Genomic DNA, 26488 nt, shown 5'->3' on the forward strand with positions numbered 1-26488 from the left:
TTAGCCATAGAAAAACTGCAGTTCAATTGCAGCTCTTTTTTTAAGGGGGATAAAAGAATGCTTTATACATATACAGTAATGACGCAAGAAGAAGCGGAAGAGATTGCATATAACTGGCACTATGAAGGGAAATATTCTTTTTATGATATAGCGGCAGATGAAGAAGATTTAGATGAGTTTTTACATGATGAGAGTAGAGGGAATCATACATTTTCTGTAAAGGAAAATGGCACTCTCATTGGTTTTTTTACTGTTTGTAAAATGAATAATGGAACGGTTGATATAGGACTTGGAATGAGACCTGATATAACTGGCAATGGATTTGGTTTACAGTTCGTGAATGCGGGACTAGCTTTTAGTGAAGAAAAATATGGGTGCAATTATATAACACTATCAGTAGTGAAATTTAATGAGAGAGCTATTAAAGTATATAAAAGGGCAGGGTTTGAAGCAGTTGGGACGTTTATACAAAAAACAAACGGTAGTTGTTTTGAGTTTTTGAAAATGAATTATATATGTGGAAAATAACAAAAAACAGAAGAGGGTTCTTCTGTTTTTTGCAACTACATTAACTTTCAGTTGATAGCATGTGTACAGCTATTTCATGCATGTCTTTCAAACCTGATACTTGAGCGTATTCAGCAACAGTGATACTACTTGTTGTTAGAAGTTCGATAATATGTTCATCCATTCTTGACCAAGTTTTACCGCCAGAATTGTCATAAGAACTAATTAACTTTGTTAGTCCATCTTTCCCAAAGAGCAGATAATGGGAAGCGAAATCGATAGATACATCAGCTATCCCTACTTCTGTCCAATCGATTAAGCCAGTTACATTATTTTTCTTATCAATCAGGATATGACCTGGATGTATATCCCCGTGCTTTACTCCTACATGAGATGGCCAAAAAGAGTCTTCAGCTAGCCATGCTTGCCAACGATCCCATAAGTTTTGATTGATGTGGTATTGTTCCTTCACTCGATTCATCCTTTGTTTCATAGAAGTTCTTAATTCATTAGCAGTAAGAATTTCAACACCTATATTATTAAATTTTTGCTGAGGTAATGAGTGTAAATTCGCTAGAACTTTTCCTAATGAAATATTGTATTCAGTTGGTGCATTCTTTTCATTAAAGTTCCATATATATTCTTGTCGTTCTATATCGATAGTAGCGGCAGGAACGCCACTTAGTTGTTTATAAGCGATTAGTTCCTCAGAGAATATAGACCAATCAGGAACTTGGAATTCTACATGTTTTTTCATAAGTTCTAATGCTTTTTTTCTCGTTGGACATGTCTCATAGATTCTGGTCTACGAGGAATTCTTAGTATCCATTTATCTCCGTTTTGTTCTTTAACGTGTGCTACTTGAAAGTCAACGCCAGATTCATTAATTACTATTGAATCTTCTAATATATTTAGTCCTTCCTTATTTGCTAATTGTTTAACTTTAAGTGTATTCATTCCCATTTCCTCCAAATGTTTATTCTAATTTTAATGTTTTCTGTTACTAATTGTTTCTAACTACATCAATATGATTAAAGTAGCGAGATATAAGGAAATGTAATCATAAAAAAACCACAGACGAGCTTCTGTCTGTGGTTAAGAGTAAACGAGGATATAATGAATAAACGCCTCTCTTTGTATGAAAAAATATACGAAAAAAAGACAGACGTATATCTGCCTTTCTTCATGTGGAAAGTGTACTCTTCCGTTGAAGATTATTAAAAATGTGCAGACTAATCCCGTTTACTCTGCTTTATGAAAACAGAGCCTTTGAACATATTAAGTTACTTATTGTTCAAAGTTTGCTGACGTAGTCTTCCTGCGTGCATCATCTTTAATAATCCTCCTTTTAATAGTATGGTAACACTATACTTTGTTTATAAGTAAATATCAATAAAAAATACTAGATATAATATCTTAAAAATCGAATTAACTAAAAATTTATATTCGGAAAATAGAGATAAAGGATATTTGCTTTTGTAATTGGAAATTGTGGAAGAAGATGTGTATGATAGAATTTTAGTAGTAAATAGTAGGTTTAGCAAGGAAAGGTAGAGGTAGTATGATTACAATTAAAACGAAAAATGAAATAGATTTGATGCATGAATCTGGAAAATTACTTGCTTCATGTCATAAAGAAATTGCGAAAATGATAAAGCCAGGTATAAAGACACAAGAGATTGATACGTTTGTTGAAATGTATTTAAAACAGCATGGTGCCACATCTGAACAGAAAGGTTACAATGGGTATCCATATGCGATATGTGCATCTGTAAACGATGAAATGTGTCATGGGTTTCCGGCCGATGTTCCTTTAAATGAAGGAGATATTGTAACAATTGACATGGTAGTAAACTTAAATGGTGGTCTTTCAGATTCTGCTTGGACGTATAGAGTTGGAAATGTTTCTGAGGAAGCGGAAAGGTTAATGGTAGTAGCTGAGAATGCATTGTATAAAGGGATTGATCAGGCGGTAATCGGTAATCATGTAGGAGACATTGGGTATGCAATTGAGAGTTATGTAGCAAATGAAGGTTTTTCTGTCGCAAGAGACTTTACGGGACATGGAATAGGTAAAGAGATCCATGAAGAACCAGCAATTTTTCATTTTGGGAAACAAGGACAAGGGCCTGAGTTGCAAGAAGGAATGGTAATTACAATTGAGCCAATTGTAAATGTAGGTATGCGATATTCTAAAGTAGATTTAAATGGATGGGCTGCAAGAACGATGGACGGGAAATTATCAGCGCAATATGAGCATACAATTGCAATTACAAAAGATGGGCCAATTGTTTTAACGACGCTTTGAAATAATATGTAAGAGTTTACAAAACTCGAACGAAAATGATGTTTTTATAAAATTTGTACGTGTTTTGTTAATAAATACTTTTCAAAGTATAAAAAGTGCGTTATAATCCATCTATAAAATAAATAGTTAGCTACACTCATATAATCGCGGGGATATGGCCTGCAAGTTTCTACCGAAGTACCGTAAATACTTTGACTATGAGTGAGGACGAATATATTGCTTGTTTAGCATTCTTTTTTGCGAAACTCCAAAAGCGCGTCTCTCACTTGTAACGAGTGGTGGCGGCTTTTGGAGTTTTTTATTGCATAAGAGGGGGAACAAACATGAAAGTATTACAAGAAAAGATTTTGAACGAAGGAAAGGTTTTATCTGGTGACGTATTAAAGGTAGATGCATTTTTAAATCATCAAATTGACCCAGTACTTATGCAAGAGATTGGAAAAGAATTTGCTAAACGTTTTAAAGAAGAGAACATTACAAAAATCGTAACGATTGAATCTTCAGGCATCGCACCAGCAGTTATGGCTGCATTAGAGCTTGGTGTAAAAGTAATCTTTGCAAGAAAACGTAAATCGTTAACGTTACAAGATAATATGTACGTTGCAAACGTATACTCATTTACGAAACAAGAAACGAATGAAATTTCATTATCTCGCAATCATATCGATGAAAATGATCGTGTATTAATCATCGATGACTTTTTAGCAAACGGTCAGGCTGCTTTAGGTTTAATGAGTTTAGTAGAGCAAGCTGGAGCGAGTATTGCAGGAATTGGAATTGTTATTGAAAAAGCATTTCAAGATGGAGGAAAGAAGCTTCGTGAACAAGGCGTTCGTGTTGAATCACTAGCAGAAATTGCATCACTTGATAACGGCACAGTTACATTTGTACAGCATGAAACTGCGGAGGTGAAATAAGCAATGAAGCAGCATCCATTTAAAATTGCATCGCTTGGTATGCAGCATATGCTTGCTATGTATGCTGGCGCAATTATCGTACCGCTTATTGTAGGCGGCGGACTTGGTTTAAATCAAAAAGAGTTAACATACTTAGTCTCAATTGATTTATTAATGTGCGGCGTTGCGACAATTTTACAAGCATTATCAAATCGCTTTTTCGGTATTGGACTCCCAGTTGTACTTGGTTGTACATTTACAGCGGTTGGGCCGATGATTGCAATTGGAAAACAATACGGTGTGTCTTCTATCTATGGGGCAATTATTGCTGCCGGGTTATTCGTTGTTATTTTTGCGAAATTATTTGGAAAGCTTGTAAAACTGTTTCCACCAGTTGTAACAGGGTCTGTCGTTACAGTAATTGGAGTTACACTTGTTCCAGCCGCTATTAATGATATGGCTGGTGGAGTAGGAAGCAAAGATTTCGGAAGTCTTGAAAACTTAGCGTTAGCATTTGGAGTGTTATTATTTATCATCATTATGTATCGTTTCTTTGATGGGTTTATCCGTTCAATTTCTATTCTATTAGGTTTGTTGTTCGGTACTATCGCTGCAGCATTTATGGGGAAAGTAAGCTTGCAAGCAGTTGGAGAGGCGGATTGGTTCCATGGTATTCAGCCATTTTACTTCGGTACACCAACATTTGAATTAACACCAATTATTACAATGATTCTCGTTGCTTGTGTAGGGATTGTAGAAGCAACAGGTGTATACTTTGCATTATCTGATATTTGCAATAAAAAAATCGGTGAAAAAGAATTAACAAAAGGGTATCGTGCAGAAGGATTAGCGATGGTGTTAGGTGGTATTTTTAACGCGTTCCCATATACAACATACTCTCAAAACGTAGGACTTGTTCAATTAACTGGAGTAAGAAATCGCGTTATTATTTATACTTGCGGTGGTATGTTAATCGCTCTTGGGTTTATTCCGAAAATTGCAGCTATCACAACAATTATTCCGAAGTCAGTACTTGGCGGTGCTATGCTCGCAATGTTTGGTATGGTTATGGCATATGGTATTAAAATGTTAAGTAGCGTTGACTTTGGAAGACAAGAAAACTTATTAATCGTTGCATGTTCTGTTGGAATTGGGCTTGGCGTAACAGTCGTTCCTACATTATTCTCACAACTTCCAGAAAGCATTCGTATTTTAACAGATAACGGAATTGTACTTGGAAGTGCATCAGCAGTATTGTTAAATATCGTATTTAATATGGTGCCGCAGCGCAAAGTGAAAGTAAAAGAAGAGCCGGTGTCTATGCAAAGTGCAGTAAGAGAAGCGTAAAAAAGCAAGGTCTCGTTATGAGACCTTGCTTTTCTTTTTAAGTGGCATCATTTTCCCGTAAGTACCAAGACGCCAAATGTACTCAAGTGGCCCGTATTGGTAATGTGAAAGCCACCAGCGGCTAATAAAGATTTGTAACGTGTAGAAACCGACGCAGAATAGTGGTCCAACCCATAATGGAGCAAGATAATCATTTTTGAATAGTAGCCCAAATACAAGTAATGTAACAATTGTATGTGAGATGTAATTCGTTAACGCCATTCGTCCAACGTATTGGAATGGACGTAATACTGTTTGCCATTTTTCTTTTTGTAATAAACGCATTAACGTGACAATGTAGAAGATGAACAATGTCTTTCCGCTTATCATCGTAATACCCATAAGTGAAAATGGTGTGTATGGTTGATTGTTCATAAAGAAGTAAACCATAATAAACCACATCGGTAATGTTAAAATGAACATAATGATTTGCCATTTTTTAAGTTTTGGATCTAATTCCTTAGCACGGCGGAAAATGTCTTTTTTACCGGCATATAATCCGAGTAAAAACAATCCTAGTGTTTCAGGAAGCATAATAAGACTGTTACTTATTGCTTCAGAATAGAAAGAATAGAATCTGTCTGTAATTTGTAAGCCCCAGTTTTCTAACGGCATAATGGCTATGGAAAGGCCTAGTTCATCTACCGGCACTAATAACATGACAAGAGAACCTAATAATGTGAACAATTGCATGAAACTTAATAGTACAATTGACCATATTAAAATAGTACGTGTCTTTCTTTTGTAAAATAAAAATAAGAAAAACCCGGTAATTGCATAAGTATGTAAAATGTCACCGTCCCATAAAAGAACGTAATGTAAGAACCCAAATAATAATAAGATAAGTAAGCGGCGAACAAACAAAGTTTTTGGACGATCGGTCTTCGCCTCAGCACGATTCATAAAAATATAAAAACCTAATCCGAATAAAAACGAAAAAATTGTATAAAATTTCGTTTGAATAAACATATCGTAAAATAGGCGAATATAGCTGTCTATCCCTTCGTAAATTCCTGTAATATCACGTGAGTCAACCCCGGCAATAATTGGCCAGTTAACAAGAAAAATACCTAATACAGCTATTCCTCTAATAATATCGATGGAATGTATCCTCTCGCCTTGTGAAATGTTTTGTGTCATTATTTTCCTCCTTGTTAAGTAATTCCCTTTTATTATACAAAATGTAAAGAAGAGGGTATATAGGTAATTTCCAATTTTTAAAACTGTTAAGATGCGTATTATGAGATATAATAAGAGTGCACAACAAGTTTTAACCTTCTTCAAAACAGGCAGTAAAGCTCCTTCCTATAAGGGGCTTTCTTTATGAAAAGTGTTGATAATGATTCTCTTTAATGATAAACTGTATTCAAAAGTGATAATCATTATCAAAAAAGGTTGGTGCGTAAGTATGGTATATGCATTAGTAGCAGGTACAGTCGTTGTATATGCAGTTATTACAAAGTATGTTTTAAATGGAGTAGGAACAGCAAAATGAGTGATATGACATAAAATCCCTTTCATTTGTAAAAAGAATGAAAGGGATTTTTTATTTTTAATGAGAATATGCTGAAAATTTAGTATGATAGTAAAGTGAAACTGTAATCAATGGGTAGGTGTAACTCTCACTGGTTATGAGCTCGCAAATAGCAGGGAAAAGTATATACATCTTGGATAAAGGGGAACAAGGGGATGACAAACATAGTACAGACAAACGGTATGAGAAAACTTGTTTGTTTTTATGAAGAGTGGCAAAAACACGGCGATGCAGAGAATAGTTTAAAGTTGTTTGAGGTGATTCAAAAATATAAACAAGAACAGCTTATGATAGCGTTCTGCGGTCACTTCTCTGCAGGGAAATCAACGATGATGAATCATCTATATAAAGCACAGTTGTTACCAACAAGTCCAATTCCGACAAGCGCTAACGTCGTTAAAATTGAAAAGGGATTTGATCGTGTTGTTGTAACGATTAAATCTGGAGAACAGTACGAATATGATGGTGCATATTCAGCGGAAGAATTAAAACAAATTTGTAAAGACGGTGATGAGGTAATTGGTGTTCATATTTATCGGAATGATGCGCCAATTCCTGAGGGTGTTATGTTAGTTGATACACCAGGGATTGATTCAACAGATGATGCCCATCAATTAGCGACAGAATCAACGCTGCATCTAGCAGACGTAATTTTTTATATGATGGATTATAATCACGTCCAATCGGAAGTGAATTTACAATTTGTTAAAGAATTGAAACAACGTAATAAAACGGTTTATCTCGTTGTAAATCAAATAGATAAACATAAAGAAAATGAATTATCGTTTGAGGATTATAAAGATAGTGTAAAACAATCGTTCTCTAACTGGGATATTGAAGTAGATGGAGTTTATTATACGTCATTAAGAATGATGAACCATCCACAAAATGAAATTGGAAGCTTAGAAACATTAATTACATCTATTATGAAAGAAAAAGAGCAGTATGTAAGAGATGGAATGGAGCGAGAAACAGAATATTTAATGGGGGAACATTTCTCGTTTATTCTTTCTGAAAATGAAAAAGCTCTTTTGACATATGAGGAAGAGTTAGCATCACCGCTTTCGATTTCAGAAATAGTTGAAAAGAAAGAAGAGCTAACGGAAATTAAACATCGCGAGGCTAGTAAAGAATCTCATGTGAGAAACGAATTTATAAAAGGTTTACAAGCTATATTAGATAACGCGTATTTAATGCCATTTGAAATGAGAGAATTGGCAAATGCATATTTAGAAACGAAATTAACAAAGTTTAAAGTTGGTTTGCTATTTGCAAAAGGAAAGACGGAGCAAGAAAAACAAAGACGTGTAGAGGCGTTTTATTCTGCCCTTCAAAAGACTGTTGAAACGCAACTTGATTTTCATGTGAAAGAATTTATTGTGGCCTTCTTAAAAGAAGAAGGATTGTTCACGGAGGAAATTGGGAAAGACATATATGCTTTAGAAATTGCTTTTGGACCAGAAATGTTAGCTGAAGTCATTAAACAAGGTGCAGGTTTCACAGGTGATTACTTACTTCTTTATACAGCGGATGTAGCGAATGAACTGAAGAAACGTTATTTTACAAAAGCTCAGCAAATTTTTGATAAAAGTGCAGTCGTTTTAAAGCAAAAGGTGAAGGAAGCAGTTGCTCGTATGGAACAAGAGATTGAAAAATATACGATGTTGCAAACGGCAAAAGAGACGGAATTACAATACAGTAACAATTTAGAGACATATGAAAGTTATTTACAAAATATTTGGCGCGAGCGTGTTGCTACACCAGAAGGATTGCAAATAGAGGAGATATTGCAACGTGAAAAACAAATTGTTAGTGAGAAATTTACACTACAAGAGCAGGAGATTGTAAATGATAACGGGGCGGCTCATGAAGAAGAGATAAAAGGAACAGCAGTTTTAAATATTCAGCGTATATTAGAGAAAGTGAAGAAAGCTGAAATGATATTAGAGCCATTGCCAGCGCTGAAACATGTACAGCAAGAGGTAATAGAAAAAAGGCGTCGTGTGGAAACGAAACAATTTACAGTAGCGTTATTCGGAGCTTTTAGTGCTGGAAAATCATCATTTGCCAATGCCTTACTAGGTGAGAAGGTACTTCCTGTATCACCAAATCCGACGACGGCAACGATTAATCAAATTTTGCCGGTTACAGAGGAAAAACCACACGGAACAGTAATGGTTCAATTCAAATCAAAGCAAGCTTTATTAGAAGATATGAAAGCTGTTTATAAGCTGTTTCATTATGAGATTACTACGTTAGATGAGGCGTTAGCACAAATTGATAAAGTTATGAAATATCCTTCACCAACTGGGAAGCAAAAAACAACATTTAGCTTTTTACGAGCGGTACAAAAAGGGTATGATGCAGTTTCTACTTATTTAGGAGAACAAGTACAAGTTACATTAGAAGAGTTCTCTGATTATGTAGCGAACGAAGAAAAATCATGCTTCGTTGAGTATATGGAGCTTTATTATGATTGTGCTTTAACAAGGCAGGGAGTAGCGCTTGTAGACACACCTGGAGCGGATTCTATTAATGCTCGCCATACGGATGTTGCATTCCAGTATATTAAAAACGCAGATGCTATTTTATTTGTAACATATTATAACCATGTATTCTCTCGTGCGGATCGTGAATTTTTAATTCAGCTTGGTCGTGTAAAGGATACTTTTGCCCTTGATAAAATGTTCTTCTTAATTAATGCGGCGGATTTAGCAGAGTCTGAAGAAGAACTTGAAATGGTAAAAGGTTATATCGCAGATCAGCTACTGCAATACGGTATTAGAAATCCGCGTTTATTTGCAATTTCAAGTTTATGTGCGCTTGAAGAGAAACAAGGAAAGAGTGTTGAAAAAGAGAAGTATGGTATTTTACAAAACTCTGGAATTACTAAGTTTGAGGAATCATTTACGTCCTTTATGATGAGAGATTTAATGCTTGTTTCTGTGCATGCTCTATACGGTGCGTTGCAAGGGGCAGATCAGCTTTTAGTAAACATGATAAATGGTGCAAAGCAGGGGAATGAAGAGAAAGAGAAGCAAACGAAAAAATATGAAGCAGAGCGTGATCAACTACTTCATATCATTTCATCATATAGTGTACTTGCTGAAGAACAGGCGATGCAAAATGAAGTGAAAGAGTTGCTTTATTACGTGCAACAGCGTCTATTCCTACGTTATAACGATGTGTTTACTGAATTTATTAATCCGGCGTCACTTCGAACGGATGGAAATGTGAAAACACAATTGCAACAGTGTGTTATGGAATTAGTAGCATTTATTCAGCATGATTTATTACAAGAAATGCGTGCGACATCATTACGTCTTGAAAAATGGATAGACGAAGCGATGAAGCGTGCAAAGGACGAAATTGTAGTGAACTGTAAAGTAGAAAATCAATCAATTTCTATGAATGGAACAGTGGAGTATGAATATAAAGATATTACACATAAAGAACCGTTCCCTTCAGTTGAAATAAAAGATTTCAAAAAAGCACTGGCACATTTTAAAAATGAAAAAAGCTTTTTTGAAAAAAATGATAAAGCATTCATGCAAGAAGAGGCTAAAGTTGTATTAGAACCTTTCGTATCAAACTATGTAGCTGATGAAAAAGATTTATTTGTTCATCATTATAAGCAAGAGTGGGATTTGAAATGGAACTTATTCCAAAAAGTAATGCAGCAAGATGTGATGAATTATTATGAAAGTATATTATTTGCATTGGCTGAAACGATTGATGTATCTCTATATGAGCAAAGTAAAGAACAATTGCACAAGCAGTTAGTAGAGATTGAAAAAGAAATTTATGTTATATAGTCGTTATGAGAAAAAGATTCGTTCAATTTTCTTTTGCAGTACAGTATCTAAAGATTTTACAAATCCAGCAAATTCATCGGTAGAAATCATATGAGTAAGAACGAGTCGTCTGCCGTCTGGTGTTTCACCGCATAAGACGAATGAAGAAAATTCATATGTTTTATTTTCTACTACTAATTTTGGATAGGAATACGTGTCGCTTTTCTTCTTCTTTCCATCAATAGAGATGACGTTGCATTTTTTCTCATTGTTGTCCATGATGAACCCCTCCTTTCTATTACTTATGGTAGACAAGGAGGGTTTAGAACAATAGAGAAAGGGGAATTTTTATGGGTGTAGTAATAGAGTATATTTCGAAAGAAGAAGCTATACCGAAGTCTTTATTGCTACTTGCTGATCCAAGTGAACGGCAAATAGCTACATATGTACAAAGAGGATTAACATACGTAGCAAAGCAAGAGGGTAGCGTTATCGGTGTATATGTTCTTTTGGAAACAAGGCCAAAGACGATGGAAATCATGAATATTGCGGTTGCAGAGCATGTGCAAGGAAAAGGGATTGGAAAGAAGCTAGTAAGTCATGCTGTAGAAACTGCTAAAGGATATGGTATGTCAAAACTGGAAGTTGGTACAGGCAATTCTAGTGTTTCACAACTTGCTTTATATCAAAAATGTGGATTTCGTATTTTTTCTATTGATTTTGATTACTTTTCGAAGCATTATGAAGAAGAGATTATTGAAAATGGCATTGTATGCCGTGATATGATTCGGCTTGCAATGGAATTGAATTAGAACGTATAACTTATTTAGGGGGAAGAGAAGATGGAAGTACATAAAGCAATTACAGCACATTCTCGTAAACAAAATGAAAGTGTAAAAGCATGTTTACAATTAGATGCGCAGCGTGAAGCAGCTATTGAAGCAGCCGTATCTCTTGCGTCAAATGGGAAAGAATTTTCGGTTGATGTCATTAATGTTGTAACAAAGCAAATTAATGATCTTGCAAAAAATGGTGTTACCTTGCAGCGTAAATATGTTACAGAAGAAATGGTTATGGAGTATGTAAGTCGTTTACAAGAGAAAGAAGGTCGTTAAAGATGATAGTTACAGTCGAATGGTTACGTGAGCATATAGAAGATGAGAACGTCCGTGTAATCGATTGTCGTTTTGATTTAGCGAATCCTAATTGGGGTAGAGAAAAGTATGAAGAAGAACATATTCCTCATGCTTTATATTTTGATTTGAATTTAGATTTATCAAGTCCTATAGTAGAGCATGGTGGCCGCCACCCGTTGCCAAGCATTGAAGAGTTTGCGGACAAGCTTTCGGAGGTTGGTATTGATGAACATACGACAGTAATTGCGTATGACAGTCAAGCTGGTGCAAATGCTGCTCGTTTATGGTGGTTATGTAACTATGTAGGACATGAGAAAGTATATATATTAGATGGTGGTTTCCCGGTTTGGAAAGAGAATGGACTACCGACAACAACGGAAATTCCTGTTGTTATACGAAAAACATTCAAAACAAACATACAAGATCATATGCTTGTATCGATGGAAACAGTAAGAGAGAATATCCAGGCAGGTGCAGATGTTACGTTAATTGATTCAAGAGAGCCAAAACGTTATGCTGGTGTAGAGGAACTTGTCGATCATAAAGCAGGACATATTCCGACAGCAGCAAACTATTTTTGGAAGGATGGAATGTTGCAATCAGGACAATTTAAGAATGAAGCTGAGCAACAAGGACGATTCCAAAATCTGTCGAAAGATAAGGAAACCATTGTATATTGTGGTTCTGGTGTTACGGCATGTCCAAATATCATTGCGTTAAAATTGGCTGGATTCCAAAATGTTAAATTGTATGCGGGTAGCTGGAGTGATTGGATTTCTTATCCGGAAAATCAAATTGCAAAAGAAGAAGATTAATCACTTGCATGCAAAAATAATTTGTATTAAAATAAGGTCACAAGCAAGAGATTGCTCGAAAAACTTTGTATTTTACACATTGGAAACAATGTGATAATATAACGACAAGTAAATAATACATCCTGCGGTGTACGTAACTTATTTATGTCTAAAACCGATGTTAGTTATACGGAAGCTCAATATTTAGCGACCATCATCAAGCCTTCCTTGTGGAGGAAGATGTACGGTAACTGTGAGGGCATCCACCTGCGAGTAGCGGGTTTTTGGACATTTACGAGGAGCGGCACGTGCGGGGGTCTTATTTCAACTAACCTTATATAAAATTCCTACGGTGTACGTAGCTTATGCATGTCTTAAACCAATAAGTTTAATATGGAAGTTCAATATTTAAATGTAGCTAACATGCCATCTTTTTAAGAAGGAAGTTACAAACATTTGTGAGAGCATCCACCTGTGAGAGCAGGTTTATGGACATCTAGAGAGAACGGCATATGTGGGGCTATATAAAAACCTTACGTTTTATACGTAAGGTTTTTTTGTTGCATAGATATATCAATATTATCTTGATTCACCTGTGAAGTTTCCGTAATAAATGTAGCACTTTCTGTCTTCATCAATCTCTCTTGAATCCAAGGAGAATTCCATAGACATGCCGTCTCGCTGAATATATATAATATCTGAATGAAGAGATGGTAAAATTTCTTCGTAGTTCCATACATCTTGACTATCTACTAAGCTTGAACTCGTTTCACTTAGTTCTCTAATTTCAAAACCGATGTGGGAGTATGTAGGGTCTGAAGGGTCATTGGCGAAAACTTCTTTTTGAATATAAATAACTGCTGTTCCGTCTGGATCAACCGAAGTTGCAGTAACAACATAAGTATTTTTCTCTTTAATAAAATATTCACAAGTCATGCGTGCGATAATTTCAGAATTAGAAATATTGGCGTAGTTCCATAAAGCAGGATACCCTTTCGTTTCATCATTAAGTCGATATTCTAAGCGCATTTCATCCCTCTTCTTCCTTTTTCTTCTACTTTATCATGCCATCCTATATAATAGGAATAGAATTTAAAAAGGGGAGTGCGAAGGTGACAAAAACGAAATGGCTAGTAGGTGGTGTCGTAACGTCTTTAATGACTGGCACTTTATTTGGTTGCGCACAAGATCTTCCCCCAAAACCGAATGATAATAGTTGTTCTGATTGGGATTGGGATGATGAACTTGGGGTATGGCAGTGTGATGATAGTAGTTCAGGTTATCGTGGGCATTATTTCTATGGTGGGCGATATTATCAAAATAAATCCACTTTTAAAAATTCATCGGCGTTTAAATCGTATCAATCGTCTGCTGAATTTAAAGGTGGAATTGGAAGCGGTTCAAAGGGAGGATTTGGGGGCTAAAATATGTCGCAATACATAAGGGATCGAAAAGATTTTTATTTAAAATATCCGAATTTTTGGTCGGATTTATATGAATGTGAATATAGTTTGTTTCATGTTTTTTCTATAACAAATCAGACTTTGGAACAATTACACTTAGCGACTGAACGAATGGGTAAAATATTTTTTAAGACTGCTAGACTTTTGAGAAATTTAAGTGACGAACAGCTTCTTGAGCTTGGTTTTCCTCCTGCGAGCTTATCATTCATTAGAATGAAAGGATTATATCCTGAATCTGTTATTTCACGATTTGATTTCGTTATAACGGTTGATAACCAAATTAAAATGCTTGAGTTTAATAGTGATACACCAACTTTTATTATGGAATGCTTTCAAATGAATGGAAAAGTTTGTGAAAACCTAGGTTATGATGATCCAAACTCGGATCAAGAACGATTACTATCTTCTGGTGTTACGAAAGCTGTAATGGAAGCGACAAAGGGATTAGACAATCCAAATGTTGTTTTTACAGCACATCATGAACATATTGAGGATTGGAATACGACTATGTATTTAAGTCAGTTATGCCATGTTGAAAATAAAGTAGTGCCAATGTCAGAACTTAGAATTACGAAAGGTGCTCTAGTTGATAAAGATGGGGCGAAGATTGATGTTTTATATCGTCAAACATATCCGATAGAAGATTTAATTGAGGATCAAGATCCTGAAACAGGAGATTTGGTAGGTGTGGAACTGCTGCAACTTGTAAAAGCCGGAAAGCTTTTTATAATAAATCCTTTGTCAGCATTTTTACTTCAGCCAAAATCAATTCAGTGTCTTATTTGGGGGTTAGCAGAAGAAGAGGTCTTTTATACAAACGAGGAACAACAGTGGATTAAAGAATATATGTTACCTACATATTTAGAACCAGATTTATTTTTAGGAAAAGGTTCTTTCGTTCAAAAACCTTCATTTGGTAGAGAAGGAGATACAATTACGATTCGCGATAAGGATGAAAATATTATGCTTCAAAATGCACATCAAACGTATAAAACTTCACTGCCGATATTTCAAAAGTATATAGAACTTCCAGTCGTATCCTTGGAAACAGAAAAAGGGATGGAGAAACTGTCGTATGTGTTTGGTTCTTTTTTAATTGCTGGAAAAGCAAGTAGTATCGGTATTCGCGCGGGAGAAAAGATTACAGGAAATGAATCGTACTATTTACCGGTAGGTATAAAAAGGAGGGGGAAAAATGATTAATTTTTTATCATATTTAGCAGTAACACTCGGACTTTTATGTATTGGTCTGTTCTTGATGGAAGTGACAACGAAAGTTAAGGAATTTAAGTTAATGGCTCAAGGGAATAAGGCGGTAAGCTATGTGCTTGGAGGACGATTACTTGGGTTAGCTATTGTTTTATATTCGACAGCAGCTAATTCAATTTCACTTCTTGATATGATTTCGTGGGGAGCAGTTGGGATTTTGGCTCAAATTATCGTTTTTTATTTAGCTGAGTGGCTTACACCACGCTTTAATATAAACAAAAGTCTTGAAGAAGATAATCAAGCAGTCGGTCTTTTTCTTATGTTTTTATCGCTTTCAATTGGGATTGTAATTGCTGGCTGTATAACTTATTAAAAACTTTACGTTTAAACGTAAAGTTTTTTATTTTATTCCGCTATTTGCCGGGCAGCCTGATTGGTGAGGGCTAATAATCAGTGGGGGATGAACAAAACCCCACTGATTAAAGTTTCACTTTATATATGTTAGTTTGCCATACCTTTTGAAAAAATTGTAGGCTACGGTTGACATCTATTTTAAATAAGAGTAACATTTTCAATGTAATGAAAATAAGTCTCTGTTAGGTGAGGCTCCTGTATAGAGAAATGCTACTGCCCAAAAATGTCGAGAGACGCCAATGGGTCAACAGGAATGATCGAATTAAGGTTTTTCTTAACGTAGCTGGTAATGTACCTATGCTATACAGTGCTAAAACTCGGTGAGGGAGAGGTCCGTAGATTTCTAATTATATTAGAAATCGTTTATTTGTGTATGTAATGGCCACTACTCTCTTAAGGGTAGGGGTCTTTTTTGTTACCAAGCTATGAGTAATTTCATAGTATAAACTATAAAATTAAACGAGGAGGTGAGGAGCATGTCAAATTCTGACTCGGTTCCGTTACCCATATACTTCAAATCAAAAATATATGATGTAGGCAGGAAACGATTTGTTCCTCCCTCTATATTTATCACAATGTAGCGTTTATAAAGCGCTAGACACTTTCACAGTAAAGTGGATAAATTGAGAAACAAAGCGTTTCTTCCTATGTTGTAAAGGAGGAGACGATAATATGTTATATGCAAACAAAACTGTGGGTAACACGTCATATAAACTAAGTAAAAAATCAATAAAAGAACAAACAATGCTTCAAAAAAATAAAGATTTATTAATTGAAATTGCAACAAGAGATGTAAAATCTGTATTTGCATATTTTAAAACAACAAGAGACGGACTATCAATGAAAGAGGCACAAAAACGTATTCAAGTATATGGCCGAAATGAACTAACTTCAAAAAGAGCACTTCTTGCAGAAGTAATGATGAAGCTTGGTGGCATGATCCCAGGTTTTTCAAAACAACGTGTGTGTGATGAATTACAACGTGAAACGATTACTGTATCTAGAGTAGAATGTTCTAGTAGTACAGGGCTAAATAGTGAACTGAAAATGATGGAGATACCAGTGCAAGAACTTGTACCTGGAGATATGATTTTTCTTTCGGCTGGAGATGCTGTGCCAGCTGATGTACGTATTATTTATGCAGATGATTTATTAGTAAATGAGTCTGTGTTAACGGGAAACGAAGCGAGTATAGAGAAGTTTGAAAGCTGCTATCACCTTGAACGTAAACGATTTATTCCATTAAAACGGATGAAAGATTATAATCCACTTGAGCTTGAAAATGTATGTTTTAAAGGTTCGCATATTGTTAGTGGAAATGCAAAGGCTGTCGTTGTTTCTACTGGAAAAAATACGTATTCAGGCATATTGCATACTTGTTGTAGTAGGATGTCTTAATGTGTTAATGGTGCTAAATATAAAAAAACCATGTATAATAGACAAAGTTGAGCAAAAACGTAGAATGGTAATCTATTTATATAACCTTACGTGATAACGTGAGGTTATTATTTTTTTAATAGGAGAGGAATTATGAAAAAAGTATTATTAGTTGATGGTATGGCACTATTATTTCGTGCTTTTTACGCAACAAGTGTCTACGGACAATTTATGAAACGACAAGATGGAACCCCTACAAACGGGATTCATGGTTATATGAAACACTTGTTAACAGCTACGCAAGCGATCGAACCAACACATATCGTTACATGCTGGGATATGGGAAGTACGACATTTAGAACAGAATCGTTCTCGAATTATAAAGCAAATCGTGCAGCGCCACCAGAAGAATTAATTCCTCAATTTGATTTAGTGCAAGAAATGACTGCGAAATTATCCATTCCAGTTATCGGTATGAAAGGCTACGAAGCCGATGATTGTATCGGTACGCTTGCAAAACAATATTGCAATGAAGCTGAAGTTTATATTTTAACTGGTGATACAGATTTACTTCAACTTGTTGATAAGAACGTTACAGTTATGCTTCTGCGTAAAGGAATTGGAAATTACGAATATTACACACCGGAGAAAATCATGGAAGAAAAAGGTGTAGAGCCGTGGCAAATCGTCCATGCAAAAGCTTTCATGGGAGATACAAGTGATAATTATCCAGGTGTAAAAGGTATCGGTGAAAAAACAGCGTATAAGCTTATTCAAGAGCACGGAACAGTATCCGCTGTACTAGAAAATGTAGAATCATTAACGAAAGCGCAGCGTACGAAGATTGAAAGTGATTTAGAGAACTTAAATATTTCGTTGCAATTAGCACAAATTCACTGTGAAGTTCCAATTTCATGTTCACTAGAAGAGGGACTACACACAATGGATGAAGAAAAACTTAAATTTGTTTGTGAAGAAATGAATTGGGGAAGACCTGAAATATTAATAAATATGCTATAAATAGTTTAGAAAGAGGGATGTTGCATAAGTCGAACTTTGACTTATGCAACACCTTCTTTTTGTTTTTGTAAACAGTATTATAGTAAATAAAATTATGTCGAAATCAATTTTAAATATATAAATGTTTCGACAAGATATAATGATAAAAGTTGATGGAAATAGTAATTTTTATAATGAAGTGAATTAATTTCAACATAGTTTTAGAGAGTCTTTTTTTCGTGTTCACAAAGTTGTCAGAAAATAAACGGATTTTTCATATGAAGTTCAAATAGAATTCACAACAATCAATTATTATAAGGACACACAGATAATTCTTTATCTTTTATATAAACCATCCCCCAAGGAGGACAATGAAAATGAGAAAAAAAGTGAGAAAATCTTTTAAACAATTATTAATTGAAAATAAACAATCACTATTAAATAATAAAGAAAATATGAAAGAAATTGAAGAAAGAATTGAGAAACGACATGTAGCATATAGTGGTGCCAGTAATTAAATAAAATAAAAAAGATAGCCTATATAGGCTATCTTTTTTATTTTATATTGAAAAAACGCTATTCATCTCTTTAATTTTGTAAATATGCAAGATATTTTTATAGTGTTTTTCTATCAATATTACTCATTTTTCGAGGTTGAAATTGGTATATACCAATTTTCGAGATTTACTATTCATAATATTACAAAAAATGTTACAATACACTCAAATTTATACTATAAAATCATTTTAATATGAAAAATTGGAATGAAAAGAAAGGAGAGGAATATGAATAAAGATGTCGCTTTGAAATGATTAGTATCATTTCATTAGGAGTTGATGTAAAAAGATGAAGAGATACGAAGAATTGGACTCTATAAGAGGGATTTCTTCATTAGTAGTAATGATTGGTCATCATTTAATGATTTTTTCAGCATTTCAAAATTACAGTTATGAAGATAATAAACCATTTGTTGTGTATCTATTAAAAGAAACACCTGCTCGTCTAATTTTTAGTAGTGGTAACGAATCTGTTATTATCTTTTTTGTTTTGAGCGGATTTGTTTTGTATGAATCTATTCAAAAAAACTATAGTAGCTATGGGTCATACCTTTTAAAACGTATATGCAGAATATATATTCCTTATATTGTGGCAATAATTATAGCGATTATATGCCAGACTACAATTAGTGAATATGGTATTTCTTATTTAAGTGAATGGTTTAATCGCTCATGGACGATTGAAAGTTCTTCAAGCTTAATCGCACAACATATTTTATTGGTTGGGAAATATAATACAGATGCATATAACGGTGTGATTTGGTCGCTTGTCCATGAAATGCGAATATCAATAATTTTCCCGTTAATTTTGATGATTTGCTTACGAAAAACGTTAAGGGGTTCATTACTATTATTGTTTAGTTTTAGTATATGTTCTGTCATCATATTATTTTTGTTTCGTTCGGGCTTAACATTAACAAGCTATGCATTAACTTTGCATTATACGGTGCTATTTTTACTAGGAGCACTAGTTGCGAAGTATAAAAATAATTTAATAGTTTTTTATAGTAATTGTACTAAAAACACGAAAATTGCATGGTTTTTATTTGCGATTTTACTTTTTATGTATGAAGGGCTTATTGGAGAAATGAAAGTGCTCAATAATTTTATATTTCGAGACTATGTAGTGGCGATAAGCGCATGTCTATTTGTCATATTAAGCTTGTCAATATCAACTTTGTCGTCCTTACTACGTAATAAATACTTGTTATATTTGGGGAAGATTTCTTACAGTCTTTATTTATATCATATTATATCGTTATTTTCCCTTATATACATGCTCCATAAAATATTACCGTTGCCTATTATTTTAATTTTTTCACTTGTTTTTTCGTTTATATTTGCAATGCTTTCGTATATATATGTAGAAAAATTTGCATTGAGAGTCGGAAAGTATGTAACAAAACAAGTGGATAGAAAGGAGAAAGGGTTATCTGTAAAGAGTGACTTGCAGGATGTTATTCAGAAAAGGGCGGTGAAATAATTGAAGCAAGAAATGAGTATAAAAGATTTTCAACAATTATTGAAAAGAAGATTCGTAACGATTATTTTAACGATGTGTTGTTTAACCGCTTCTTTAGTTCTTATCTCTATGTATGTTTTAAAGCCGTCATATCAATATTCAACGCAAATTCTTGTTGGGAATTTAGATGAGTTTAATAAGGAAAATTCAACAAATAAAACACAAGAAAATAAGCAACTAGTAACATCGTATGTCGATATTTTAAAAAGCCCATTAATTATTTCAACAGTTAAAAAAACTTTGAAATTAGAGCAATCAAGTTATGAATTAGCACAAAAAATCTCGGTGGTAAATACGGACAACTCACAAATTGTAACTGTTACAGTAAAAGATTCCAATCCGAAAGTCGTGAAAGACATAGTAAAGACATTGGCAGAGCAATCACAAAAAAGCTTTCAACAGTACACAAATGTACAAGGAGTGAAAGTATTAACTGATCCTGAGTTACAGGAACAGGCCGAAAAATTGTTTCCGAAATTTCAACTAATCATTCCTATTTCTTTAATTGTTAGTTTTTTTGTTGGTATAGGTTTAGCTGTATTTCGAGATTATTTTGATGAACGTATATACGTGGAACAGGATTTAGAGAAAATAACTACAGTTTCTGTTATTGGTTACATAAATATGAAACCGAATAGAAAAAAGAAACCTACAGAGGTTGATAAACAATCATCTATATATCGAGGTGAACATGTCGATGTTTAGGACAAAGAAACAGCTGCCATTCAATATGCATGATGATCTGATGAAAGAGCAGTTTTATACGGTATATCACGGGCTGAAAAAATCTGGAAAACAACTGTTCACAGTTAGTTCAACGAAGGACAGAGGTGTTGTTGCCTCGCTTATAGTAAATATGGGGCTAGTGTTTGCGGAAATGAAGAAAAAGGTGTTACTTATTGATGTGAATTTTTCTGACCCTAAACTACATGTATTATTACAAAGTAATCACATGATAACAGTAAACGATATAATAAGTTCTTCCCCCTGCAATTATGAATCTTTTTCTAGTAATTTGTCTAAATACTTATATTGTATTCCTGCAAAAAAAACAGTACACACAGGGACACCCTTAATTGCTATGGATGAATTTGATAATGCGATTGCTAAGTGGAAAGAAGATTTTGATTACATTTTCTTTTATTCCTCTGAAGTATTTGACCTTCCTGCTACGCACATTATTGCAGGGAAGTGCGATGGAGTGGTTTTAGCAGTTAAAAAGCGAAAAGATTCACTACGTACAGTGCAAAAAGTAATAGCGGATATAAAGAGAAAAGAATGTGAATTAATAGGTATAATTTTATATTCTTGAATGTGGGGGTAACGATCCATGATTCGTGAAACAAATCAAGCCAAGTTGTATACGATTCCGGCTCAAGAAAAGCCTAGCATATTGAATCGAAGTGTAAAACGCTTGTTTGATATTATATTTTCAATCATATTGTTACTATTAACGATACCAATTATGTTGTTCTTTTGTATTATGATTACTTTAGAAACATCAGGGGCTTCAATTTACTTTCAAGAACGTTTAGGTATAAACGGGAAGAAGTTTAATGTATTTAAATTAAGATCGATGGTAAAGGATGCTGAAATAAATGGCCCGCAATGGGCAAAAGAACATGATTCAAGAATTACAAAAGTTGGATTGTTCATAAGAAAAACGAGAATTGATGAATTACCGCAACTTTTAAATATTTTAAGAGGAGATATGTCTTTTGTAGGCCCTCGACCAGAGAGAGAGTTTTTTTATAATGAATTTGATGCGTATATTCCAGAATTTAAGGATCGTTTAATGGTAAAACCAGGATTAACAGGATGGGCACAAATAAATGGAGGATATAATCTTGATCCAAAGGAAAAGTTGAGGCTGGATATGGAGTATATTGAAATGAAAACGATTCGGATGGATATCCGTATTTTATGTAAGACCGTTTTAATTGTATTGAACGGTAATGGTGCAAGATAAATATATATGTAAACAAACAACATATGTAAGTAGGTTACTTGCAAAGGAGAACTGGTATGGGTAGATCTATTCTAAACAATATTATCCATCTATTTTATAGTACGATTTTAGCTAACCTTCTTCAGGCTGTCAGTTTAATTATTTTAGCAAACTTTTTTAACGCACAACATTATGGGATGTTTAGTGTTGCCATAGCAGTGACGTTTGTTATGTTATTTTTTACAGACTTAGGACTTAGTAATACGTTTCTTCGAGAAGGGGCAAAGGGTGGAGCAGATTTAGAGAAGATTTTATCATCGTATATAAAAATAAGGATGATTCTACTTATTTTTATTTCTATCATCGGTTATGTTGCTATTCATTATATGTATGTAGATAAAAATTTAATTTATATGATGATAAACGTAATGTTTTTCATGTTAATAGGATTAACTTGGCAAAACATAGGAATTGTCTATTTTCAACTGATGGAACGTATGGAGTATATAGCGCTCATTAAAGTTGTATCATCATCGGTTGTTATTATAATTACATGTTTTTGTATTTTCGGAGAGTTACCGGTGTATGTAACGGCTCGCTTATATGCTTTTGGGTATATGATCGGTGGTGTATTCAGTATATATATCATGAGAAGAAAGACGAAAATGAATATGAAAGTCGTAATTCATAAAGCGTTATTTTGGCAATTAACTCCCTTTATTATTAGCGGTTTTTTAATAATGAGTACGCCACAATTAGCACCTATCTTGCTTAACTATACATTGCCATTAAGTATGGTAGGTGTTTTTGCAGTAGCCTACCGGATGCCGGCAGCTTTATATCAAGTACCGGGGGTAATTGCAGGTGCATTTTTTCCAGTGCTCTTTAAGCATTATAACCAGAATAATTTAGAAGCGCATACGAAATTAAATTTGCTTCAAATTAAATCAATGGCGATTGTAGGAATATGTATGACGATTGGTTTATATCATTTAGCACCATACTTTATTTCTATATTTTTTCATGAAGAATGGAGCAATGCAGTAGAACCACTCCAAATATTATCATTTCTTATTGTGCTACAAAGTTTAAATATTGCCATTGCTGACGGTTTAACGACGAGCGGATGTCAAAATAAGAGAACTGTTGTGCAGTGTGTAGCATTGGTGATAGGTGGGGTTATGCTTTATAGCTTTAGTAGTCTTGGTGGAGTGATAGGAGCGGCATACGCTATGGTTTTATTTGAAATTGTCGCTTTAGTGGGATATATAGCGGTAAGTGTAGTGAAGAAAAAAATTGTATTCCAAATTGTAATACCGTATACAATTTATTTTGGTGTAACCTTTATTGGAGTGCAATATATATTGCATACATATCATTTAATTGCGCTTGTTCTTAATATACTAATTGTAGTAGCTGCCATATTCCTATATGATTATGAGCTAAAAAAACTTCTTCTTTCTTTTATAAGAAAAATACGCAAAAAGGATTATATTACGAAACAGGGGATATAGCCTATGGAAAATAGTATGAAAGTATCGATGGGATGGATTATTCTTCTAATATTATTTGTTATGTTAAGTAAATACAATTTATATATTGGATTTTCATTGAAAATATATATGATTTTTTTAGTCATATATTTTTGTTTAACAATTAAAAACTTTCATATTCAAAAGTTATATTTTCATGAAGTTATATTTTTACTGTTTTATTTCATTTATTGTTTAAGTGGAATTCTTTCTATGTATTTAAATGCTAGTATTCGTATGATTTTTGGCGTGCTACTCGTTTTAGGATGCTATTTTATAATGAGGAATTTATTGGGGAATACTGAAATAGTGGTACTTGAATCATCTATTGCTTATGTAGGAGTAGTATTTAATATTGTAAGTCTAATACTCTATATAATCGGTTTACAATACTTTAGTTTATACGGTGGAGAAGAGAGAGAAATTTTTGCTGGTTTATTAGTTGATAGAGGATATCCACGGTTAATTGGATTGCTAGATGATCCTAACATTTTTATTTTCTATAATACAATATTTTTTATGTACTATATGACTAATTTACAAAATATCACTAACATCCTAGGGTTAATTTTATGTGTTACGACGAGTCTATTAACCTTTTCAAGGGGTGGTATATTAGCGCTTGTGCTTGTCGTTTTTGTATATATATGTATGTCTAGTTTCGCTAAAAAAATAAAAATAATTATGAGTTTAGTATTGTTTAGTGTAGTTATTTTTAGTTTATCGAATAGTGTAATGGGGGGCCAATTAGATGACATATTAAATAAACGAATCTCTGATTTTTCCCATGATAATGGAAGTGGTAGATTTACATTATGGGAAGCTGCTTTTAAATATTATTTATCCAATCCATATATCGGAATCGGTGCTTTTAACTTTTCGAATTATTATGAGTATCAATTTAATGAAAAATTATATGTACACAATACATTTTTAGAAATTTTGTCTGAATCGGGTACAATTGGTTTTCTTCTATATAGCGCATTTTTATTCATATTAATATTCAAGCTAGCGCAGCATACTTTGTTTCGTGAAAAACCATACCTTCTATTGACTATGATTGCATTTTTATTTCAGATGATGTCATTGTCACTCATTATTAACGAAGCGTTCTTTTTATTTTTAGCAGTTGTTGTGAAGTATATTTCAATATATGAAGGAAGGGGAAAGATAGATGGTAAAATGTCTATCAGCACATAACGAGCCGCCTTATGTTTCTGTAATAACACCTTCTTATAATAGTATACGATTTATAGGTGAGACAATTTTATCTGTACAGAATCAATCGTATGAAAACTGGGAAATGATTATCGTTGATGACGGTTCAACCGACCAATCTGCGGAAAAAATTAAAGAGATAATAGAAGGAGACTCACGAATTAGATTATTATCATTAAAAGAAAATGTTGGTGCTGCTAAAGCTCGGAATTTAGCGATCCAAGAGGCAAGAGGAAGGTATATTGCCTTTTTAGATAGTGATGATATATGGTTGCCGCATAAATTGAAGACACAATTGTTATTTATGGAAGAAATGAATATTGCTTTTTCATATGCGTCGTATAGTTTAATTGATGAAAATGGTAATGAACTAAATCGCGAAGTGAGTGTACCAAAATCTGTTGACTATCATTATTTAGTAGGAAATACAATTATCGGGTGTTTAACAGTGATGATTGATCGTGAAAAAATTCCGTATGTAGAAATGCCTAGTATACAGCCGGAAGATACAGCGTTATGGCTGAACTTATTACATAAAGGGTATGAAGCAAAAGGGATACAGCAAGTGTTAGCAAAATATAGAATTGTTACAAATTCTGTTTCTAGAAATAAAATTAGAGCAGCTTTCCGGTATTGGAAATTGTTAAGGGAACAAGAAAGACTGAATTCGGTACAAATTTTTTACTATTTCAGCAAGTATGCTTATCATGCTTATAAAAAAAATAAAATCAATGTAGTTGGGAAGACGCAATTATGAATATACTGTTGATGACAGATAAATTGATAACTGGCGGAGCCGAGAGCTATTTCTGTAAATTGGAAAGTAATTTGCGTTATGAGGATTTTAAGATTTATACAGCTGCAGGTGATGGAGAACTATATGAATCTCTTACTAGAAAAGAAAATTTCATCTTACTTAGTAGATGGAATCATTTGAGAAATATTTATTATTTACGAAACGAAATTTGTAAACGAAAGATAGAACTTATTCATGCAAATAGTTTGCGAATGGTATTATATGCTTTGCTACTTCAAAAGTTTATTAAAAAAAAGATGAAAATTGTTTATACGAAACATAATGTAACGATATTAGAAAAGAAAATGCCAACGCTTTTTCGTTATTTCATGAATAAATATGTAAACAATATTATTACAGTAAGTGAGTTTGAAAAGAATAATTTAATTTCAATTCATGTAGCAGAAGAAAAAATAAATACAATTTATAACGGTGTCGATATTGAAAAGTTTTTATTCCAGCAGAAAAAGAAAGAATCTACATATAAAATAGGGATATTAGCTAGATTATCCAAAGAGAAAAACCATCTACTATTTGTCAAAATTGCAAATGTGTTGAAAAAGAGAAATGATTTTATGTTTTATATTGCTGGTGATGGACCAGAGAAAGAACCGATTATGAAAGAAATAGAAAAATATGGATTGCAACAGAGTGTAAAGATGCTAGGAAATATTTCTGAGCCGCATGAGTTTATAGGGAATATGGATGCCTTACTTTTATTATCTTTTCGTGAAGTGTTTCCAATGGTAGTAATTGAAGCAATGGCTACAGGGACACCAATAGTTTCAATAGATGTTGGTGGAATACATGAAGCAGTAATAGATGGAGAATCAGGTATTTTGATATCTGAATATTGCGAATATGAATTCGCAAGTGCGCTTGAGGAACTACAAGGGAATGAAGAAAAGGTAATTGCTATTAGACTAAAAGCACGAGAGAAAGCAATGATGTATTTCTCGTTAACTAAAATGATAGAGGAAACGAAAAATATATATGAATTAAACAAATGACCGGGTAGGTCGTTTGTTTTTTTTATTATAGAAACTTTTAAGAGACAACTCACATATTATATGAAAAAGGTAATATGAGGAGTGAATT

At 33.7% G+C, this 26488-nt stretch carries 26 protein-coding genes, 2 other RNA genes, 1 pseudogene and 2 riboswitches; of the genes and pseudogenes, 25 read left to right on the plus strand and 4 right to left on the minus strand.

Annotation, left to right across the window (positions count from 1 at the left end):
- Positions 1-57 precede the first annotated feature (57 nt).
- The gene (locus DN403_RS10725) at positions 58-528 is read left to right on the plus strand and encodes a GNAT family N-acetyltransferase (RefSeq protein WP_000967501.1); all 471 of its coding nucleotides are present in this window, start codon (positions 58-60) and stop codon (positions 526-528) included.
- A 40-nt stretch (positions 529-568) separates the two neighbouring features.
- Here DN403_RS10725 and mphL read toward each other — a convergent pair.
- Positions 569-1464, minus strand: a pseudogene (gene mphL, locus DN403_RS10730) (macrolide 2'-phosphotransferase MphL).
- 604 nt (positions 1465-2068) lie between these two features.
- Here mphL and DN403_RS10735 point away from each other — a divergent pair.
- The 3 genes from DN403_RS10735 (at position 2069) to pbuX (ending at position 5058) form a co-directional block, all read left to right on the plus strand.
- Entirely contained in the window at positions 2069-2815 is a 747-nt protein-coding gene (locus DN403_RS10735; RefSeq protein WP_000628412.1) for a type I methionyl aminopeptidase, read from the plus strand.
- Between the two features lie 116 nt (positions 2816-2931).
- Positions 2932-3033, plus strand: a riboswitch (purine riboswitch).
- 105 nt (positions 3034-3138) lie between these two features.
- Entirely contained in the window at positions 3139-3732 is a 594-nt protein-coding gene (locus DN403_RS10745) for a xanthine phosphoribosyltransferase (protein ID WP_000866482.1), read from the plus strand.
- A 3-nt stretch (positions 3733-3735) separates the two neighbouring features.
- Complete coding sequence (gene pbuX / locus DN403_RS10750; RefSeq protein ID WP_000809208.1) at positions 3736-5058, plus strand: xanthine permease PbuX; 1323 nt, start codon at positions 3736-3738, stop codon at positions 5056-5058.
- Positions 5059-5073: 15 nt separating this feature from the next.
- On the opposite strand, the gene DN403_RS10755 is transcribed toward pbuX, so the two are convergent.
- Positions 5074-6237, minus strand: coding sequence for a DUF418 domain-containing protein (locus DN403_RS10755; RefSeq protein WP_000193087.1), 1164 nt, complete (start codon positions 6235-6237; stop codon positions 5074-5076).
- A 190-nt stretch (positions 6238-6427) separates the two neighbouring features.
- Here DN403_RS10755 and DN403_RS31105 point away from each other — a divergent pair, with 190 nt between their 5' ends.
- Both DN403_RS31105 and DN403_RS10760 read left to right on the plus strand, forming a co-directional pair.
- Entirely contained in the window at positions 6428-6592 is a 165-nt protein-coding gene (locus DN403_RS31105) for a hypothetical protein (RefSeq protein WP_153587184.1), read from the plus strand.
- Positions 6593-6786: 194 nt separating this feature from the next.
- On the plus strand, positions 6787-10446 hold the full coding sequence (locus DN403_RS10760) for a dynamin family protein (RefSeq protein WP_000182183.1): 3660 nt from the start codon (positions 6787-6789) through the stop codon (positions 10444-10446).
- A gap of 3 nt (positions 10447-10449) precedes the next feature.
- Here the strand turns inward: DN403_RS10760 and DN403_RS10765 are convergent, their stop codons facing one another.
- Entirely contained in the window at positions 10450-10704 is a 255-nt protein-coding gene (locus DN403_RS10765) for a DUF3931 domain-containing protein (RefSeq protein ID WP_000369740.1), read from the minus strand.
- Positions 10705-10775: 71 nt separating this feature from the next.
- Here DN403_RS10765 and DN403_RS10770 point away from each other — a divergent pair, with 71 nt between their 5' ends.
- The 5 genes from DN403_RS10770 (at position 10776) to ssrS (DN403_RS10790) (ending at position 12880) form a co-directional block, all read left to right on the plus strand.
- A complete protein-coding gene (locus DN403_RS10770; RefSeq protein WP_000539329.1) occupies positions 10776-11237 on the plus strand; it encodes a GNAT family N-acetyltransferase in 462 nt (153 codons plus the stop codon).
- 30 nt (positions 11238-11267) lie between these two features.
- Positions 11268-11540, plus strand: a complete 273-nt coding sequence (locus DN403_RS10775) for a YpbS family protein (RefSeq protein WP_000451820.1) — start codon at positions 11268-11270, stop codon at positions 11538-11540.
- Between the two features lie 2 nt (positions 11541-11542).
- Positions 11543-12376, plus strand: coding sequence for a sulfurtransferase (locus DN403_RS10780; protein WP_000637581.1), 834 nt, complete (start codon positions 11543-11545; stop codon positions 12374-12376).
- 116 nt (positions 12377-12492) lie between these two features.
- Positions 12493-12675: non-coding RNA, 6S RNA (gene ssrS, locus DN403_RS10785), on the plus strand.
- A 21-nt stretch (positions 12676-12696) separates the two neighbouring features.
- A non-coding RNA gene (gene ssrS, locus DN403_RS10790) (6S RNA) lies at positions 12697-12880 on the plus strand.
- Positions 12881-12934: 54 nt separating this feature from the next.
- On the opposite strand, the gene DN403_RS10795 is transcribed toward ssrS (DN403_RS10790), so the two are convergent.
- A complete protein-coding gene (locus DN403_RS10795) occupies positions 12935-13384 on the minus strand; it encodes a hypothetical protein (protein ID WP_001235522.1) in 450 nt (149 codons plus the stop codon).
- 83 nt (positions 13385-13467) lie between these two features.
- On the opposite strand from DN403_RS10795, the gene DN403_RS10800 reads away from it, so the two are divergent.
- The 14 genes from DN403_RS10800 to DN403_RS10870 all read left to right on the plus strand — a co-directional run bounded on the left by DN403_RS10800 (position 13468) and on the right by DN403_RS10870 (position 26400).
- Positions 13468-13779 carry a hypothetical protein gene (locus DN403_RS10800; RefSeq protein WP_000169030.1) on the plus strand — a complete coding sequence of 104 codons (312 nt, stop codon included), beginning with the start codon at positions 13468-13470 and terminating at the stop codon, positions 13777-13779.
- A 3-nt stretch (positions 13780-13782) separates the two neighbouring features.
- Entirely contained in the window at positions 13783-15021 is a 1239-nt protein-coding gene (locus DN403_RS10805; protein ID WP_042597489.1) for a glutathionylspermidine synthase family protein, read from the plus strand.
- Positions 15014-15400 carry a DUF350 domain-containing protein gene (locus tag DN403_RS10810; RefSeq protein WP_000606873.1) on the plus strand — a complete coding sequence of 129 codons (387 nt, stop codon included), beginning with the start codon at positions 15014-15016 and terminating at the stop codon, positions 15398-15400. The genes DN403_RS10805 and DN403_RS10810 overlap by 8 nt, the downstream gene beginning before the upstream one ends.
- Before the next feature lie 212 nt (positions 15401-15612).
- Positions 15613-15778: riboswitch (M-box (ykoK) riboswitch) on the plus strand.
- 335 nt (positions 15779-16113) lie between these two features.
- A complete protein-coding gene (locus DN403_RS10820; protein ID WP_000964950.1) occupies positions 16114-16839 on the plus strand; it encodes a P-type ATPase actuator domain-containing protein in 726 nt (241 codons plus the stop codon).
- A 132-nt stretch (positions 16840-16971) separates the two neighbouring features.
- Complete coding sequence (locus tag DN403_RS10825) at positions 16972-17838, plus strand: 5'-3' exonuclease (RefSeq protein ID WP_000757071.1); 867 nt, start codon at positions 16972-16974, stop codon at positions 17836-17838.
- A 356-nt stretch (positions 17839-18194) separates the two neighbouring features.
- A complete protein-coding gene (locus DN403_RS10830; protein ID WP_001228048.1) occupies positions 18195-18335 on the plus strand; it encodes an FbpB family small basic protein in 141 nt (46 codons plus the stop codon).
- 328 nt (positions 18336-18663) lie between these two features.
- On the plus strand, positions 18664-19857 hold the full coding sequence (locus tag DN403_RS10835; RefSeq protein ID WP_000833052.1) for an acyltransferase family protein: 1194 nt from the start codon (positions 18664-18666) through the stop codon (positions 19855-19857).
- Positions 19858-20601 (plus strand): YveK family protein, encoded by a 744-nt coding sequence (locus DN403_RS10840; RefSeq protein ID WP_000807060.1) that lies wholly within the window; start codon positions 19858-19860, stop codon positions 20599-20601.
- Positions 20588-21208, plus strand: a complete 621-nt coding sequence (locus DN403_RS10845; protein WP_149185457.1) for a CpsD/CapB family tyrosine-protein kinase — start codon at positions 20588-20590, stop codon at positions 21206-21208. Before DN403_RS10840 ends, DN403_RS10845 begins: the two co-directional genes overlap by 14 nt.
- Before the next feature lie 18 nt (positions 21209-21226).
- Complete coding sequence (locus DN403_RS10850; RefSeq protein WP_149185458.1) at positions 21227-21865, plus strand: sugar transferase; 639 nt, start codon at positions 21227-21229, stop codon at positions 21863-21865.
- Positions 21866-21921: 56 nt separating this feature from the next.
- Entirely contained in the window at positions 21922-23358 is a 1437-nt protein-coding gene (locus tag DN403_RS10855) for an oligosaccharide flippase family protein (protein WP_000533727.1), read from the plus strand.
- A gap of 3 nt (positions 23359-23361) precedes the next feature.
- Positions 23362-24576, plus strand: a complete 1215-nt coding sequence (locus DN403_RS10860; protein WP_000431763.1) for an O-antigen ligase family protein — start codon at positions 23362-23364, stop codon at positions 24574-24576.
- The gene (locus tag DN403_RS10865) at positions 24551-25351 is read left to right on the plus strand and encodes a glycosyltransferase family 2 protein (protein WP_000237679.1); all 801 of its coding nucleotides are present in this window, start codon (positions 24551-24553) and stop codon (positions 25349-25351) included. The genes DN403_RS10860 and DN403_RS10865 overlap by 26 nt, the downstream gene beginning before the upstream one ends.
- Entirely contained in the window at positions 25348-26400 is a 1053-nt protein-coding gene (locus tag DN403_RS10870) for a glycosyltransferase family 4 protein (RefSeq protein ID WP_001023711.1), read from the plus strand. Before DN403_RS10865 ends, DN403_RS10870 begins: the two co-directional genes overlap by 4 nt.
- Positions 26401-26488 lie beyond the last annotated feature (88 nt).

The organism is Bacillus sp. AY2-1 (genome assembly GCF_008368965.1).
In the GTDB taxonomy this organism is placed as follows: domain Bacteria; phylum Bacillota; class Bacilli; order Bacillales; family Bacillaceae_G; genus Bacillus_A; species Bacillus_A thuringiensis_S.

Coding starts and splice junctions, on each gene's coding strand:
- DN403_RS10865 (WP_000237679.1), top strand. CDS start 24,551: ATGGTAAAATGTCTATCAGCACATAACGAGCCGCCTTATGTTTCTGTA.
- DN403_RS10850 (WP_149185458.1), top strand. CDS start 21,227: ATGATTCGTGAAACAAATCAAGCCAAGTTGTATACGATTCCGGCTCAA.
- DN403_RS10825 (WP_000757071.1), top strand. CDS start 16,972: ATGAAAAAAGTATTATTAGTTGATGGTATGGCACTATTATTTCGTGCT.
- DN403_RS10845 (WP_149185457.1), top strand. CDS start 20,588: ATGTCGATGTTTAGGACAAAGAAACAGCTGCCATTCAATATGCATGAT.
- DN403_RS10780 (WP_000637581.1), top strand. CDS start 11,543: ATGATAGTTACAGTCGAATGGTTACGTGAGCATATAGAAGATGAGAAC.
- DN403_RS10870 (WP_001023711.1), top strand. CDS start 25,348: ATGAATATACTGTTGATGACAGATAAATTGATAACTGGCGGAGCCGAG.
- DN403_RS10810 (WP_000606873.1), top strand. CDS start 15,014: ATGATTAATTTTTTATCATATTTAGCAGTAACACTCGGACTTTTATGT.
- DN403_RS10770 (WP_000539329.1), top strand. CDS start 10,776: ATGGGTGTAGTAATAGAGTATATTTCGAAAGAAGAAGCTATACCGAAG.
- DN403_RS10820 (WP_000964950.1), top strand. CDS start 16,114: ATGTTATATGCAAACAAAACTGTGGGTAACACGTCATATAAACTAAGT.
- DN403_RS10725 (WP_000967501.1), top strand. CDS start 58: ATGCTTTATACATATACAGTAATGACGCAAGAAGAAGCGGAAGAGATT.
- DN403_RS10805 (WP_042597489.1), top strand. CDS start 13,783: ATGTCGCAATACATAAGGGATCGAAAAGATTTTTATTTAAAATATCCG.
- DN403_RS10735 (WP_000628412.1), top strand. CDS start 2,069: ATGATTACAATTAAAACGAAAAATGAAATAGATTTGATGCATGAATCT.
- DN403_RS10755 (WP_000193087.1), bottom strand. CDS start 6,237: ATGACACAAAACATTTCACAAGGCGAGAGGATACATTCCATCGATATT.
- DN403_RS10835 (WP_000833052.1), top strand. CDS start 18,664: ATGAAGAGATACGAAGAATTGGACTCTATAAGAGGGATTTCTTCATTA.
- DN403_RS10760 (WP_000182183.1), top strand. CDS start 6,787: ATGACAAACATAGTACAGACAAACGGTATGAGAAAACTTGTTTGTTTT.
- DN403_RS10765 (WP_000369740.1), bottom strand. CDS start 10,704: ATGGACAACAATGAGAAAAAATGCAACGTCATCTCTATTGATGGAAAG.
- DN403_RS10795 (WP_001235522.1), bottom strand. CDS start 13,384: ATGCGCTTAGAATATCGACTTAATGATGAAACGAAAGGGTATCCTGCT.
- DN403_RS10775 (WP_000451820.1), top strand. CDS start 11,268: ATGGAAGTACATAAAGCAATTACAGCACATTCTCGTAAACAAAATGAA.
- DN403_RS10830 (WP_001228048.1), top strand. CDS start 18,195: ATGAGAAAAAAAGTGAGAAAATCTTTTAAACAATTATTAATTGAAAAT.
- DN403_RS10855 (WP_000533727.1), top strand. CDS start 21,922: ATGGGTAGATCTATTCTAAACAATATTATCCATCTATTTTATAGTACG.
- pbuX (WP_000809208.1), top strand. CDS start 3,736: ATGAAGCAGCATCCATTTAAAATTGCATCGCTTGGTATGCAGCATATG.
- DN403_RS10745 (WP_000866482.1), top strand. CDS start 3,139: ATGAAAGTATTACAAGAAAAGATTTTGAACGAAGGAAAGGTTTTATCT.
- DN403_RS10860 (WP_000431763.1), top strand. CDS start 23,362: ATGGAAAATAGTATGAAAGTATCGATGGGATGGATTATTCTTCTAATA.